12 protein-coding genes and 1 tRNA gene are annotated in these 15,422 nt (G+C 48.9%); 8 read left to right on the forward strand and 5 right to left on the reverse strand.

All coding sequences use genetic code 11. From position 1 onward, the window contains the following. Both W04_RS18210 and W04_RS18215 read right to left on the reverse strand, forming a co-directional pair. Complete coding sequence (locus W04_RS18210) at positions 1-1,014, reverse strand: M48 family metallopeptidase (protein WP_053911880.1); 1,014 nt, start codon at positions 1,012-1,014, stop codon at positions 1-3. Positions 1,015-1,017: 3 nt separating this feature from the next. Continuing rightward, the gene (locus W04_RS18215) at positions 1,018-2,127 is read right to left on the reverse strand and encodes a YjgN family protein (protein WP_053911881.1); all 1,110 of its coding nucleotides are present in this window, start codon (positions 2,125-2,127) and stop codon (positions 1,018-1,020) included. A gap of 160 nt (positions 2,128-2,287) precedes the next feature. Here W04_RS18215 and W04_RS18220 point away from each other — a divergent pair, with 160 nt between their 5' ends. From W04_RS18220 to msrB, 8 genes are all read left to right on the forward strand, one after another. After that, complete coding sequence (locus tag W04_RS18220; RefSeq protein ID WP_053911882.1) at positions 2,288-3,031, forward strand: RNA methyltransferase; 744 nt, start codon at positions 2,288-2,290, stop codon at positions 3,029-3,031. Positions 3,032-3,073: 42 nt separating this feature from the next. Further along, a complete protein-coding gene (locus W04_RS18225) occupies positions 3,074-6,463 on the forward strand; it encodes an AAA family ATPase (protein WP_053911883.1) in 3,390 nt (1,129 codons plus the stop codon). A gap of 30 nt (positions 6,464-6,493) precedes the next feature. After that, entirely contained in the window at positions 6,494-7,234 is a 741-nt protein-coding gene (gene zipA, locus W04_RS18230) for a cell division protein ZipA (RefSeq protein ID WP_053911884.1), read from the forward strand. A gap of 63 nt (positions 7,235-7,297) precedes the next feature. Beyond that, positions 7,298-9,316, forward strand: coding sequence for an NAD-dependent DNA ligase LigA (ligA, locus tag W04_RS18235; RefSeq protein WP_053911891.1), 2,019 nt, complete (start codon positions 7,298-7,300; stop codon positions 9,314-9,316). Position 9,317: 1 nt separating this feature from the next. Further along, positions 9,318-9,662, forward strand: a complete 345-nt coding sequence (locus W04_RS18240; protein WP_053911885.1) for a DUF3392 family protein — start codon at positions 9,318-9,320, stop codon at positions 9,660-9,662. Further along, positions 9,659-10,156 (forward strand): DUF2919 domain-containing protein, encoded by a 498-nt coding sequence (locus W04_RS18245; RefSeq protein ID WP_022944711.1) that lies wholly within the window; start codon positions 9,659-9,661, stop codon positions 10,154-10,156. The genes W04_RS18240 and W04_RS18245 overlap by 4 nt, the downstream gene beginning before the upstream one ends. After that, the gene (locus W04_RS18250; RefSeq protein ID WP_157576539.1) at positions 10,116-10,604 is read left to right on the forward strand and encodes a hypothetical protein; all 489 of its coding nucleotides are present in this window, start codon (positions 10,116-10,118) and stop codon (positions 10,602-10,604) included. Before W04_RS18245 ends, W04_RS18250 begins: the two co-directional genes overlap by 41 nt. Positions 10,605-10,701: 97 nt before the next feature. After that, positions 10,702-11,148: a peptide-methionine (R)-S-oxide reductase MsrB gene (gene msrB / locus W04_RS18255; protein WP_053911887.1), complete on the forward strand. Its 447-nt coding sequence runs from the start codon at positions 10,702-10,704 to the stop codon at positions 11,146-11,148. Positions 11,149-11,185: 37 nt separating this feature from the next. Here msrB and W04_RS18260 read toward each other — a convergent pair whose 3' ends face one another. From W04_RS18260 to W04_RS18275, 3 genes are all read right to left on the reverse strand, one after another. Further along, entirely contained in the window at positions 11,186-13,054 is a 1,869-nt protein-coding gene (locus tag W04_RS18260; RefSeq protein WP_053911888.1) for a DUF885 family protein, read from the reverse strand. A gap of 93 nt (positions 13,055-13,147) precedes the next feature. Further along, positions 13,148-14,779 carry a response regulator gene (locus tag W04_RS18265; RefSeq protein ID WP_022944715.1) on the reverse strand — a complete coding sequence of 544 codons (1,632 nt, stop codon included), beginning with the start codon at positions 14,777-14,779 and terminating at the stop codon, positions 13,148-13,150. 491 nt (positions 14,780-15,270) lie between these two features. Next, positions 15,271-15,346 (reverse strand) — tRNA-Val (locus W04_RS18275). Positions 15,347-15,422 lie beyond the last annotated feature (76 nt).

The following is a 15,422-nucleotide window of genomic DNA, read 5'->3' on the forward strand; positions in this document are numbered from 1 at the left end:
TTATTCTTGGGCTTGTTGAGCCCGTTCAATACGTTCAGAAATAGCAGGGTGAGAAGATAAGTACTCCCACTGCGAATCTTGCTGAGGGTCCAACTCATGGGCCTGTGCGAGCGCTTCCATGGCCTCAGCAAAGGCTGTTGATGAATAGCCTAAGCGTTTAAGTTCGCGTAATGCGTAATCATCGGCTTGGCGCTCCATATCGCGGGAAAATTGCTGTTGTAGCAACGTCGAGCCGGTGCCCATGATAATCTCAGCAAACCCTTGCAAGTCGCCAAATAATAGCGCCAACGATACCGAGGCACCCGCTGATTGCGCCGCTAAGGTGAGGCCGTGCTGATACTCGACATGACCAATTTCATGCAACAGCACCGCCAGCAGTGCGGTGTCGTTCCCTTTTAATGCGCCGGCCAACTCATCAGTTAACACGACTTGCCCATCGGGCAGAGCAAAGGCATTGGCTCCAATTTCCGGGGCGCTAAAAAAGTGCAATTGTAAATGCGAAGGCGGGTTCTCTATTTTGTTTATATGATTATGCCACAGAGTGCGAATATGTTGTTTACGCGCGTCACTCAGTTCGCTGGGTTCAAGGTAAAGGTATTTAACCGCTTCGAAACTTTGTTCTGAGGCAGCATGGACAATGGGTTCAGGCAGGGCGCGAGCCACCGTTGCAGCGGTGCTGGGAATTATTTTGAAAAATAAGACCCAGCACATTAAGGCAGCGCCCAAAACACAGGCGCAAAGGGCCAACTTATGGCGCTCAATAGCTTCCAATGCTTTGTCCCAGCGCGACTCACTCGGCCAGCGATGCTGAGCGTCGTGAGGCACAAAGCGACTGCCATCGGCAAAGGTCAATTCCACCGGTAGGCCTGTTATTTGTTGCCCTTGCTGATAATCATCAAACTGCGCGATGAGCTCATCATCACTGAGCAGTTGCACACCAGCATCACAGAGCCAAAGCGTGGCGTGCACACTTTGGCTTTGCTTATGCAAGTAATAAACGCCCGTTACTTGCATGGCTTATCCTAATGAAAGGTCAACATCAAAGAAATCAGCTGCTTCTTCAGCAAACGATGAGTTTTGCTCACCTTGCGCGTCAGTCAGTGTTTGCGGATCGCATAAGAAGGTGATCTCAGTGGCTCGGCATAGCATTTTTGCAGTGCGCACTTTTGCCCATGGGATGGCTAGACCGAGAGTACATAACACGGCAAGGGCATTGGTGAGAGTCAGTAAGGTGTAATCCACTATGCGTAAATCGGATTTAAAACCGGCGATACCTTCTATCTCACTGCTATTGAGCAAGTGGTTACGAACATGAGTTTGATACACACCCATGTAAACGGCAAAAATAGCGGTATAGCCAACAACGAATAGGATGATTAATACCACTGCGCTAATGGTGGTGAGCGATTGTTCAAACCCTTCAGGGTCCAGCATCATAGTTTGTAAACTCAAACCAAATACGCCAGCGATCGTCATCACTAATACACCGACAATGGCACAGGCAACATAGGCCAAAATTACAGCCAAGTAATACTCACCGCCTTTGGTGTTCACAGTGATGGGTTTATCGGCATAACTAATTTCGCTATGTAGATATTTATCAATGCGCTTGAGTACGTAAGGCAGCAATAAATAAAGCGTAAATACACTTACGATAGGCAACACAATAAAATTCAAAAATGCGTCGCCATAGTTACCTTTAAACGCAAAGCGCACATTGCGATAGCGACTCATGCGCATATTAAAACGCATGCCCTGATTGACCATCCACGGCATTAAAAATAGCAATCCGAACACCGCTAAAACACCGAGGATAGGCACAAATTGAGTACAAAACATATAAATAACAAATAAAATAAAGGCGAGAATGCGGCCTTTTAAAATTTGTATAGGCGATGCAAGGTAATCAAAGCGGTGACCATCAAGTTGGGTGTGACCATAAAAATAGCGATAAGTACGCACTTTGGCCCAAGCGGAGTATATGCCTAGCGTCAGCAACGTGAGTACGATGTTAACGATCCAAATTGAGAAAAACTCTTTCCCGGAGCCGGAAAACTCTACGCGGCGAGAGTAGGCTTCAAACTCTTGCGAGCGCGCGGATGGGGTGGGGGTAGTATCTAAGTCCATTTAAACGTCCATAAGTCCTAAGTAAATTTAAGAGCGTTAATTTAGCGTTAAGCTTAAAATATTGCAACCTGTGCAATGCAACCTTTGATCAAGGCTCCGCTTTATGCTTTCGCATGTGTATAATCGCGACTATTGTCTAGGGGAATGACGAAGGCACTGTATGCTCTCCAAAAACCAACAAAAATATTTGCGCCAGTTGGGGCAAAAGAAATATCGCCGTCAACATCATATGTTTTTAGTACAAGGGGCGAAAAACGTCCTTGAGCTATTGCAAAGCGACCATGATATTGACAGTGTCTTTGCCAGCGAAAGCTTTTTAGCGCAGCATCGCCAACTGCTGGGCGCTCGTCTCGATGCCCGCCATATTCACCAAAGCGATGAGGCGAGTCTCTCGAAAGTCAGTACGCTGGTGACCAATAACGAGGTTATTGCTGTTGCACCTATGCGCGATGTAACTATTAAGGAAACACCTTGGCAATTGGCCCTTGATGGTGTTAGCGACCCTGGCAACTTAGGCACCCTGATCCGTTTAGCGGATTGGTATGGCTTTTCGCAGATTTTACTTTCACCGAATTGTGCCGACCCTTACAACCCCAAGGTGATCAGTGCCACTATGGGTTCATTTACGCGGGTGTCGTGCGCCACAGTTGATTTACCTGAGTACCTACAACAGCTTGATAAACCTGTTTACGGCGCATTTCTAGGTGGCACTAACGTACACCATGTCGAATTCGCTCAGCAAGGGGTGCTCGTCATGGGCAGTGAGTCTCATGGTATCAGTGAGACGGTAGGTCAAGCCATCACAGAACGCATTACCATTAATGGGTACGGTGGAGCAGAGTCGCTCAATGTGGCTATTGCCAGTGGCATAATTTTAGATAATATAAAGCGTTGTAGCGGTTAGGCCGCAGCCACCAAACATAAAATCATAATAACTGGGGCATCAATGCGCTTAAGCAGCATTAAGCTGGCGGGGTTTAAGTCCTTCGTCGAGGCAACAAAAATACCTTTTCCCGACGCCATGACCTGTGTCGTCGGCCCTAACGGCTGTGGCAAATCGAATGTGATTGATGCCGTTCGTTGGGTGTTAGGAGAAAGCTCGGCAAAGAATTTGCGTGGCGACGCGATGAGCGACGTTATTTTTAATGGTGCAGCCACCCGAAAACCGGTCTCCCAAGCCGCCGTTGAACTCATCTTTGATAACACGCAAGGGCGTTTGCCCGGCACCATGGCATCACGTAACCAAGTAGCCATTAAGCGTGTTGTTACCCGCGATGGTCAATCCCTGTATTACCTCAACGGCAGTAAATGCCGTAAGCGAGATATCACCGACATTTTTCTCGGCACCGGCTTGGGCCCGCGCAGTTACGCCATTATCGAGCAAGGGATGATTTCCCGGCTTATCGAAAGTAAACCTCATGAGCTGCGGGTGTTTATCGAAGAAGCCGCTGGCGTGTCGAAATACAAAGAGCGCCGCAGAGAGACACAGACCCGCATTCGCAGCACCCGCGAAAACCTTGAGCGCTTGCTTGATGTGCGTAGTGAACTGCAAGCTCAACTCGATAAACTTGACACTCAGGCGCAGCAAGCCCAGCAATACCGTGAACTCAAAGCTCGGCAACGACAGCTCAAAAGTGAACTGGCGGTGTTGAAATGGCAAAAACTGCATGCCCAGCAACTGGAAAAATCGCAACAACTCGCGCAGTTAAAAGAGCAGCTCACCTTTATTAAAGAAGCACACAGTGGTGAGCAAGATGTACTCAGCGCCTATCAACAGCAAGTTGATGATACCCAGCACGCTTTAGCCGCTGCACAGCAACAGCAGTTTCAAACCGATAATCAGTTGGCGCGAGTCGAGCAGCAACATATTCATAGCAAACAGCAGCTGCAGCAGTTGCATGCAACATTGCAGCAAAGTGATGAAAAGCACCAAGCGCTGGTGGTTGATAAGCGTCAGCAAAACGGCGCGGTGGCGCAAAAGCAGCGAGAGTTAGCGCAGGTGCGTGAACAGTTGGAATTACTGCAAGCACAAGCAGAGCAGTTAACTGAGCAGCACCTTGTCGCGCAAGAACAATTTGAGCAACTGCAAAACCAGCAACATCAACAGCGTGAGCAGCTGTACCAAAACCAGCAGCAAGTCCAACAAAGCCAGCATGATTTGCACGCACTGAGCGCGGAGCAACGAAGTAACACTGAGCAACTGCAAGAGGTGCAAGAGCAACTCAAGGCGCACCACGAGCAACCTATTAATCAACAGCTGCAAGATAGTGAAGCTGAGGTCAAAACCTTGACCACCCAGTTAGCCAGTGCCAAAAGTGAGCAGCAGCGTGTCGAAAAGCAATTAACTGCGGCGCAACAGGCCTATCAACAGGGCAAAAACGAATATCAACAACACCAAGATCAAGCGCGTCAACTGAGTGCCAAACAACAAGCGATGGCGGAGTTGCTCGCACAGCACCAAGAGCAACAAAGTCTATTGTTTCAACTCGAGGTGCAAAGCGGTTATGAAGCGATAATTGAGGCGGCACTGATGCAGTTACAGCATTTGCAGTTAACTGAGCAGCGCCAGGGGAGTTGGCTACAGCCCACCGAGCACCAGGTTAAAGCCGAGGCTGTCAGTGCGTTTATCCAGCAAGGCGAGTACCCGGACCTGCTTGACCGTATCGCCTATGTCGAAAATGGTGATATTACGCTGTTGGCAGATGACTATTGGTTTGCGGTGGTTGACAGCCAAGGGACTTTGCATGGTCGTCATTGGGCGCTCGAGAACGAGCAAGCACAACAAGGCATTTTAGCTAAACGTCAGCAACTGGCGCAACTTGATAGCCAGCTTGAGAGTGCACAGCGACAGCAACAACAAAGTGAGCAATATCTACAACAGTTGCATGAGGAGCGAGGGCAGTATACCCAGCAACTGGACAATAGTAAGAAGCAAGTGCATGAGCTTTCACGTAGCCATGCCAGCATGCAAACCCGTTTGGAATTATTGCGCGAGCAACAACAACAATGGCAACAGCAACAACAACGCCTCAGTGAAAAACAACAAGCGTTGATGACCCGAGACCGCGAGCTTCAAGATAAGCAGGCACTCACTGACGAGCAGTTTCAGCAGGCACAGGAGCTTTTGGAACAAACGCAGCAGTACAATGAGCAATTGCAGGGTCAGTACGAGCAGGGTCAACAGCATTTGCGCCAATGCGAGCAACAGTTGCGGGAGCATCAAACGCGAGTCGCAGATACGCGTCTTAGCGCAGAGCGTCAGCAAAGTGAGTTGTCCCTCAGTGAGAATAAGCTGACGCACATCGACAATGAATTAAGCCGCTTGGCGTTAACGGTGGAGCAGGCTCAGGAGCAGCAGCAAGCGCTGGAGCAGCCGCTTGAGCAAATGGCCGAGCAAATTGAAACCTTGTTGCAGGAAAAAGAGCGCCTGAGCGAGCAGCAGGTTGATTTGCGTCATCAGCTTGATACAGCACAGCAAAACTATGAGCAAAATAAGTCACGCTTAGCCCAAGGTGAGCAGCAGCGTGAGCAATTGCAAGAGCAGATTCAGCAGGCGCTATTGGCGGAGCAAACCCTGACACTGAAAGCGCAGCAGGCGCTAGCACCATTAGAAGAGCTCAAAGTCACGCTCAAAGAGGTGCTCGAAAGCCTTGATGACGATGCCGCAGTGGGTCGCTGGCAAGCGCAACTCACGCAAATTGATAAGCAGTTAGACACGCTTGGCGCTGTTAACCTGGCGGCGATTGATGAGTTTGCCAGTGCCAAGCAGCGCAAAGCTTACCTTGATGAGCAGCTACAAGATTTAACTGATGCCTTGGAGACCTTGGAGTCGGCGATTGCTAAAATTGACCGCCAGACCAAAGCGCAATTTAAAAGCACCTTTGATCAGATTAATGACGATCTCAAAGAGTTATTCCCTAAGGTCTTTGGCGGCGGCTCAGCCTATTTAGAATTAACCAGCGATGATTTGCTAGAAAGCGGGGTCGCTATCATGGCTCGTCCGCCAGGCAAGAAAAATTCAACGATCCATTTGCTAAGTGGTGGAGAAAAAGCGCTGACCGCATTATCATTGGTGTTTTCAATATTCAGGCTCAATCCAGCCCCGTTTTGTATGCTTGATGAGGTGGATGCACCTTTGGATGATGCCAATGTCGGTCGTTTTTGTCGTTTGGTCGAGGAAATGTCGCAAACAGTGCAGTTTATTTATATAAGTCATAACAAAATAGCCATGGAGATGGCAGGGCGTTTAACCGGCGTGACCATGGCTGAGCCGGGTGTGTCGCGTATGGTTGCGGTGGATATTGAGCAAGCAATGGAAATGGCTCAAGCCAGTTAAGTTAAACAAACACAGAATAAAGGTGAGGGGATGGCCGAAAATCTCAGATGGGTATTAATTTTAATCAGTGCAGTGGTCATTGGTGGTTTGCTAGTTCATGGCTTGTGGTCAGTACGCAAACGCTCTCAAGCAGTCGAGAACAAACCTGCTAAAGCTAAACCACAGCCAAAGGCAGAGCCCCATGAACCGCACAACACGCAAGACACGGTGAGTCGTTCTGAACCTGAGCCAGCATCAGTGCAGCATGACGAGCCCAGCTTTGGTGCTATCGACGATGAACCAAGCATTGGCGAAATTAACATTGATGACGAGCCTGCAACGGCGCATGAAGAAACTGAAGCGAATAGTGACAGCGAGCAGCCAGCAGAAGATTTTGTGATCATCCACGTGCATATGCCTGAAGGGCTGCAAATGCAAGGGGCTAAGTTATTACCCTTAGTGCTGACCTTAGGGTTTAAATATTCCGACGATGGCTTTTTTCACCGTCACGAGCAAGCCAGTGGTCAGGGCCCTGTGTTGTTCCGTATGGTTAACATGTACAACCCAGGCACTTTTGACGTCGACAATATGGAGCAGTTCAGCACTGCAGGCGTGAGCTTATTTATGACTTTGCCCAACGATGGCGAAGCCATGGCCACCTTTAATATGTTGCACAGCGCGGCGAAGAAAGTGGCAGATGAGTTTGGCGCTGAGTTATTAGATCATAACCGCCAGCCACTGAGTGTCAGCACCGTGCGTGAATACGTCGAAAAAGTACGTGAATACGCTTAATATCACATTCTGTAAGTAGTAGCAGCCACCCACTTGATGCGGTGGCTTTTTTATGAGGAACTTATGAGTAGCACGCCAGAGCAACGCATTGCACAATTGCGCCTTGAGATAGAAGAGCACAATTACAACTACTACGTATTGGATAACCCCAGCATTCCCGATGCCGAATATGATCGTTTGCTGCGCGAGTTACAGGCGCTCGAAAACGAACACCCACATTTGCTTAGCCCTGATTCTCCCAGCCAAAAGGTCGGCGGTACAGCACTGAGCAAGTTTGCTCAAGTCACCCACCAAGTGCCGATGTTATCCTTGGATAATGCCTTTGATGAGAGCGAATTCAACGCTTTTAATAAACGTATTCAAGACCGCTTGGCAGACACGCAAGCACTGGCGTTTTGCTGCGAGCCTAAATTAGATGGCTTGGCGGTGTCGATTTTGTACCGCGATGGTGTGTTAGTGCAAGCGGCAACGCGTGGCGACGGTCAAGTTGGTGAAAATATTACCGAGAATGTTAAAACCATTCGTAATATTCCCCTAAAGCTGCGGGGTGATTACCCACAAGAGTTAGAAGTACGCGGCGAAGTGTTTATGGATTTAGCCGGTTTTGCACGCCTTAACGAAGAGGCGGCAAAAAATGACGGTAAAGTGTTTGCCAATCCACGTAATGCCGCAGCGGGAAGTCTGCGTCAGTTAGACTCTAAAATTACTGCTAAGCGGCCATTGATGTTTTATGCCTACTCGATGGGGCAAATTACCGGGGCCGATTTGGCCGACGGCCACTATGAGCAGCTGCACCAATTAAAAGACTGGGGATTGCCGCTGTGCCCGGAGACCAAGCTTGTCAACGGCACAGAGCAAGCGATTGCTTACTATCAAGACATTTTAACCCGCCGAGGCGAGCTTAAATATGAAATTGATGGGGTGGTAATTAAAGTGAATAGCAAGGCTCATCAGCAACGTTTAGGCTTTGTCGCCCGAGCGCCGCGCTGGGCTATTGCCTATAAATTTCCGGCGCAAGAAGAGATCACCCAGTTACTGGATGTGGAATTCCAAGTGGGTCGTACTGGGGCAATTACCCCCGTAGCCCGCTTGCACCCAGTGTACGTAGGGGGGGTGACAGTATCCAACGCCACACTGCACAATGGTGATGAAATAGCCCGCTTAGGGGTAAAAGTTGGTGACACCGTAGTGGTGCGCCGAGCTGGTGATGTGATCCCTCAAATAACTCAAGTGGTGCTTGAGCGCCGCCCCGCAGATGCCAAGGAGATTGTCTTTCCGCAGCAGTGCCCAGTCTGTGATTCCCACGTTGAGCGCATTGAGGGCGAGGCTGTGGCGCGCTGCAGCGGTGGTTTGGTATGTGCTGCACAGCGTAAAGAGGCCATTAAACACTTTGCCTCACGCAAAGCCATGGATATCGATGGCCTCGGCGATAAAATTGTTGAGCAACTGGTGGAGCGCGAATTAATCCACACGCCAGCAGAGCTTTTTCAACTGCGTCAGGGTCATTTTGAGAGCCTTGAGCGTATGGGGCCCAAATCCGCAGCTAATCTAGTCAGTGCCCTTGAAGCGGCGAAAGAAACTACCTTGGCTAAGTTTATTTACGCGCTGGGGATCCGTGAAGTGGGAGAGGCCACCGCACAAAACTTGGCCATGTACTATCGCACCCTCGACGCGCTAATGCAGGCCGACGTCGAAAGCTTACAAGAGGTCAGCGATGTCGGTGAAGTGGTGGCTAAACACATAGTGAGTTTCTTTAGTGAGACGCTAAACCAGCAAGTGGTTGAGGAATTACTAAAGCAAGGGCTGCACTGGCCGGCCATTGAAGTAAAAGCCGATAACGAGCAACCACTCAATGGTCTAACCTATGTGATCACCGGTACCTTAAGCCAGCTAAGTCGCAATGACGCCAAAGCGAGATTACAAGCATTAGGGGCAAAGGTCGCGGGCAGCGTCTCGGCTAAAACTCATGCCTTAGTGGCTGGGGAAAAAGCGGGCTCGAAGCTAACCAAAGCGCAAGAATTGGGAGTGGATGTGCTCTCAGAAGAGGCGCTGCTCGAATTGCTAAGCGAACATGGCGGTTAATATGAGTGACTTCATTAACTGGCTAAAATCAGGCCTTTATCAACTGGGACAATGGCTATCGCCTTACCTTGGTGATATTGCTTTGGTATTTGTGGTGTGCATTATCGGCCTGTATGCCGCTGACGTGATCAAGGCGGTGAAGAAAGTAGTTGCTGCGAAGCACTTTATGCTGCGCACCTTGGTGTTTGTGCTGGTGAGTGCATTTGGCTTGGGAGCGCTTACGCTGTGGGTAAGTCCTCTGATCGCTAAATTATTGATGCTCTTTGGCAGCACTTATCTGCCACTGACGGTACTGGCGGCGTTTATATTGGTTGGTGTGTTAGCCGATAGGAAGTCGCAGCTGTGAATCGTTACGGCCCCGAGTATTGGGATAAGCACGGTGCTTATCGCACCCCTATAGGCTTTACTTTGTCCCTACTGGTGCTGCTTCGGGCTTATCTAATTTGGGCGTTTGCAGCGATTTCGCGACGCCCCGAGCTTGATTTAGTCGCCTTGGTATACCAACAAAAACGTGACTTCTTTATTGCCCTAGGGATTGGTGCCATTGCCTTAGTCCCTGCGGTGCTTTACTCATTGCGCCGACCTAGCTCGAGCCTGAAACTCAAACCTTTATGGCGGTTTATGCGTTGGCCGTTATTAGTGTGCGCGATATTGGATTTTACTTGGATCATGCTCCAAGCCGCTCAGCAGTATTATCAGTTCTCCCTTCATTTAGCCCTACAGGGAGTCATGGTTGCGTGGGTCATACTGTATTTATTGCGTAGTCGCTACCTCAAAGTCTTTTTCGCTGACTGGCCGGATGAACTGGAAAGCAAAAAAGACGGCGCAGATAAGCGCTAACCAGATGAAGGTCGTCGACGCCGCCCGAGCTGTGGATGTAATGCTTGCTAAATACACCTTATTGGCTCTCCCCGTGGTGGTGTTAATTATGGTTTTGACGTTATCTTGGCCTTGGTTAACACTGATCATCGGGGGTGGCTACTTGGTGGCGCTAAGCTCATGCCTTTATCGGCTCACGGCGCTTTTTAGAGCGCGCAACCCCATTAGCAATTTTATTCATCGTCAGCAGGGTCAACTCAGAGTGTGCTCACTCGCAGGGGTTTATGATCTCCATGGCCCGTGGCAGAGTATTCCCTTACATAATATCAGGCACATTAGGGTGTACGACCATCGTATGTGCATTGTCACTAGCAATAGCGAGTGTGAGCTGAGTTTAGTTGCTACGCATGACGCGCTAATGGCATACATGCGCGCTATTATGGCCGATACACAGGTCGATATTACATAGCTCTTGTGGCTAAGCAGTGGTCCTAAAAGCAGCCTCGCTGTGGCGTTAGCTTTGCTGTTATATCATCTTAAGGCATTATCAAATTTAAGGAGTGTTTATGCTTAACTGGCAAGACATCATGCGCATGAGTGAAAAAGGCAATCCCGAGCCTCCTTATCGTGTGGAAAAAAGCGATGAACAGTGGCGGCAGCAACTCAGTGACGAAGCGTTTTATGTGACTCGCCAAAAGGGCACTGAACGTCCATACAGTAGCGATTCATGCACGCTTTTTGAGCCAGGGCGCTACCTATGTGTGTGCTGCGATAACGTTTTATTTGCCGGTGATGAGAAATTCGACAGTGGCAGCGGTTGGCCTTCTTTTACGCAACCGGCACAAGCCAATGCTATCGCCTACATCAGTGATAGTAGCCATGGGATGCAGCGGATTGAAGCGGTGTGCAACGTGTGTGATGCGCATTTGGGGCATGTGTTCCCGGATGGCCCGCCACCGTCTCACCTGCGCTACTGTATTAACGCAGTGGCCATTTATAAAGGCGAGGATTAAAGAAGTAAGGGGCGAGAGAGCTCGCCCCGTGCAAAGGTTATTGTTGACTGGCTATCCAAGCATTAATGTCTTGCTCAACAATTGCCATGGGGCGAGCCCCAGGAGTGAGAATAACATCGTGAAACGCTTTTATGTCGAACTTGTCACCTAGTGCTTTACGCGCTTTATCACGCAGCTCGACCAGTTTGATCATACCTAGTTTGTAACCCAAGGCCTGACCTGGCCACGCAATATAGCGGTCAATGGCAGAGACAACATCACTCATAGCGGTGCCTGTGGCCTCGGCAAAATAATCGATGGCTTGCTGGCGTGTCCATTTTTTATAGTGCAGGCCGGTGTCTACCACCAAACGTGCAGCGCGGTACACTTCAGCCTGTAATCGTCCTAAGTCACCAAACGGGTCGTCCTGATACATCCCCATCTCATAAGCGACGAGCTCGGAGTAAAGCGCCCAGCCCTCGACATAGGCATTAAAGGAGGCATTTTGGCGCATCAGGCCAATATCTTGTTGCAACATATTCAATGCGATCTGGAAATGGTGTCCCGGTACAGCCTCATGGTATGTGAGTGTTTTCATGCCGAAACTGGGAACTGCTTTCATATCCTTGAGGTTAATAAAAAATACACCAGGGCGTGAACCATCCAGCGATGGGCCGTTATAATAGCCGCCTGCGGAGCCTGCCTCAACAGCGACAGGAATACGACGCACCTCTACTTTTTGTGGTGGTAAGGTGGAGAAATACTGCGGCGCTTTGGCGACAATGTTGCTTATCTCACCGCGTAAAAAGGTGAGTAGCTCGGCTCGCCCTGCATCGCTATCTTCATATAAAAAGCGAGGTTCGTTATTGAGTTGCTGCATGCGCTTGCCAACGCTGCCTTCACTGTAGCCGTTGGCTTTAAGGATTTCATCCATACGCTCGGTAATGCGCGCGACCTCATCAAGGCCTAGCTGGTGGATTTGCTCGGCAGTGAGCGTGGAGTCCCCTAAGTAAGTGATTTCATGCTGATAGAAGGCATCGCCATTTGGTTGCGCCCAAATACCGACATCTGTGGGCGCGTGCTCTTCAAGCGCCGCCATGTCTTTGCTTACACCCGCAAACCCAGGGTAAATCTCAGTGCGCACGAGTGTCTCGGCAGTGTTTATGTAATCCTGACGTTGGCGCTCATCAAGGCCGTCGATAGCACTTAGCTTGTTGGCGAATGAGGCAACAAGCGGATGCTCGCTGGGTTGCACAGCGGTAAAATTAGTTAAATAACCCAATGTGTTTGCAAACAAGGGTTTCGGTAATATGACTCCAAGTTTGGCGTCGGCTTTAAGCTTTTCTCTTACCTGTGCAATAACCTCGGCAAAACCACGTAGACGAGCAAGGTAATTGTCAGCATCTTCAATGTCTGAGACCTCATGCTGATCTTTTAGCAGGTTGGGTAAATCGATGAGCGGACCGGACAATTGGTTGACCACGTAAGGTAGGTGCCCGCCCCAGGTATCGATATAGCCCGCTGCAAAGTCTTCGTCACCAGCATAATAGCGAGCAATTACCTCATTGACGCGCAGGTGCAATAACTCATCCGCAGCCAGATCAGGGTGTTGCAGTGCTGCTAATTGCTCGCCAGCGCGGCGCATATCTTTTTGCAGTTGCTGCATACCGGCCACCGAATAATCAGGGAGCTGGCGGTTATAGTCACCATAACTTTGCTCTGGTAGCTTTAGCGATGTGGCTAGGGCGCTTTGATGGCTGATAAAGGTTTTGGTGTATTGCTCTACGGCATTATGAACTTGTTCAGCCGTTGGCGCTTGATTACGTTGCTGAGCTGGTTGCTCTGTTTTTGCGATGGTTTGGGGGGCTTCAGAGCAGCCTACTAAGGCCAAAGTGATGGCAAGAGCAAGGGGGTTGATTGGCTTCATTGTTGTCCGTGTTTTTTATTGTCGTTGGGTAGTGACTTAATATACACGCTTGGCATAGCAAAGCTAGCAAGGTGTGGGCAACAATCTCGGCGGTTAAGCGATATGTGAGTGCTTGTTAATATATTTCTGCTTTATCTTTTCAAAGCGCTCGCTCATCTCCGCATCCAAATCCGCCTGTTCCAGTAAGCTTACACACTTGTTGGCAAGTTGCTGGTTAAATGTCATGCCTTGGCGGGTGCTGCCTTCATACAAGCACTGCAATAAGTTTAGGGCAATACTGCGGTTTTTCGGCATCACCCGAAAAGCCTGAGTAAAAGCTTCCAGTGCCAATAGGTAATTGCCCTGTTTAAATTTCTCTACTGCATGGTTGTTCAACTCACGCGGCCCCATGCGTAAATCTCGGCGCTCACTTTGCTGTTGAATGACGCTTTTTAGTTGCAATTCAGAGCGTCTCTCAGGGTAGCGCTCACAATGATCGATAATCTTGTTAAATAACGCCTGTGCTTGCGTGTGAAAGCCTAGCTCATGGTATGCCTTGGCTTGATCAAGGGCACCATCAATAGAGCGGATAGGGGAGTCATCAATGACCAGCTGCTCGATAAGCATTTTGGCTTTGTGGTGTTCATCTTTTAAATAATGAAGCCGCGCGTTAAGAACATCCACCTGGGTTTGTTGCTGGGCATCAGGAAACTGCTTTTTTAGGTCATTAAGGTATTTGGTTGTTTGTCGCGTAACACGCGATATTTGCTCGCCTTGATCGGTTGTCAGAGCATAATCAATACCTGCTCGAGCGGCATTAAGGTAGACCTCTGGATTATCGTGTACTGAGTGGCGAGCAAACTTAGCAATATCACGTTTAGCTAGGTAGGTTTGTTCATAATCATGATTGATCTGCGCTACCTGCGACAGACTCTCTTGACGCTCTAGGTTACGCGGAGCCATAGTGGTAGCCGCGCTTAAGTACTCTTGGGCCTGCTCGAATTGATTCAATTTTATCTCTAACTGTCCTAATAAGTCATAAGCAACAAGACGGGTTTCAGTACGCTCTAGCAGGGTTTTGAGCATGCGGTGGGCGAGGTTATGCTCGTTATTTCCAATAAGCGCTTCAACTAAGCCAATGCGCGCCCAGGTAAATTTTTGAATATCCAATACAGATTTAAAGAAGGTTTTTGCCTGCTCATATTGCTGCTGCAGTAGCAGAGCATCCCCTTTAAGGCGCAGTAGCACTGCCGCATAACCTTGTTGGCTGGCAAGTTTAGTATCGATCATCTTTACCGCTTTGGAGTAATTCTCATCATCCATGAGCTGGAAAATATCCTTGAGTGCGCGTTTGCGTTTCACTACGCGCTCGATACGGCTTTTCAGTTCCAGGGTATTGAAGGGTTTTACTAAAAAGTCATCGGGATGTAGCTCAAGCACACTGTGTACTAATGCCCCCGAGGTTTCTGCAGAAATAAAAATAAAGCCTGTGGCGCCTTTGATCAGCTTATTTACCTTGAGCTCTTCATATAATTGATAGCCATCTTGGTGTTTGCTTAAGTTAAACGCACAGATGATCAAGTCGAAAGCGTCTTCTTTACATAATGTCTTGGCGACAACGGCATTTTCAGCAAAGCGTAAGCGTCTGTAGCCCAAACGCTCTAAAGATTGCTTCATATAGCTAAGTGCTAATGGCTGCTCTTCAATGATTAATATATGCGCTGAGCTGGAAACTTGCTGGGCCATACCGCTACTAGGGAGATGTTATTTAAACCGACTATATAAACTAGTCTAGCTGCTGACAAGTAAATCGCGAATAAAGCCAGAAAATGCTGGTGAAGAGAGTAAAAGCTGTGCAGTCATGGTTAATGTGCAGGCGTTGGATAATGCGAAGGTGGCATGTTGAGCACTCAAGGTTTTATATAAACAGGCGCCGATATGGGGCTTTACTGAGGTTGAGCCAAAGGTTCTCGCCTTAGAGTAGGGTATGAGTGCGATGCTGAGCATCGAAGGTTATATATCTAGTGAGTGTCTATATGGTGGGTTGTACTGGACTTGAGCCAGTGATTGTTGCCTTGGAATAGGGACTGAGTGCGATGCTGAGCATCGAAGGTTTTATATCCAGTGAGTGTCTATATGGTGGGTTGTACTGGACTTGAACCAGTGAGTGTTGCCTTGGAATAGGGACTGAGTGCGATGCTGAGCATCGAAGGTTATATATCTAGTGAGTGTCTATATGGTGGGTTGTACTGGACTTGAACCAGTGACCCTCGCCTTGTAAGGGCGATGCTCTCCCAACTGAGCTAACAACCCATATAGAGTAGTGCGGATAAAGCACGGTAGAATGGTGGGTTGTACTGGACTTGAACCAGTGACCCTCGCCTTGTAA

Source organism: Pseudoalteromonas sp. SW0106-04, assembly GCF_001293805.1.
Taxonomy (GTDB): Bacteria; Pseudomonadota; Gammaproteobacteria; order Enterobacterales; family Alteromonadaceae; genus Pseudoalteromonas; species Pseudoalteromonas ruthenica.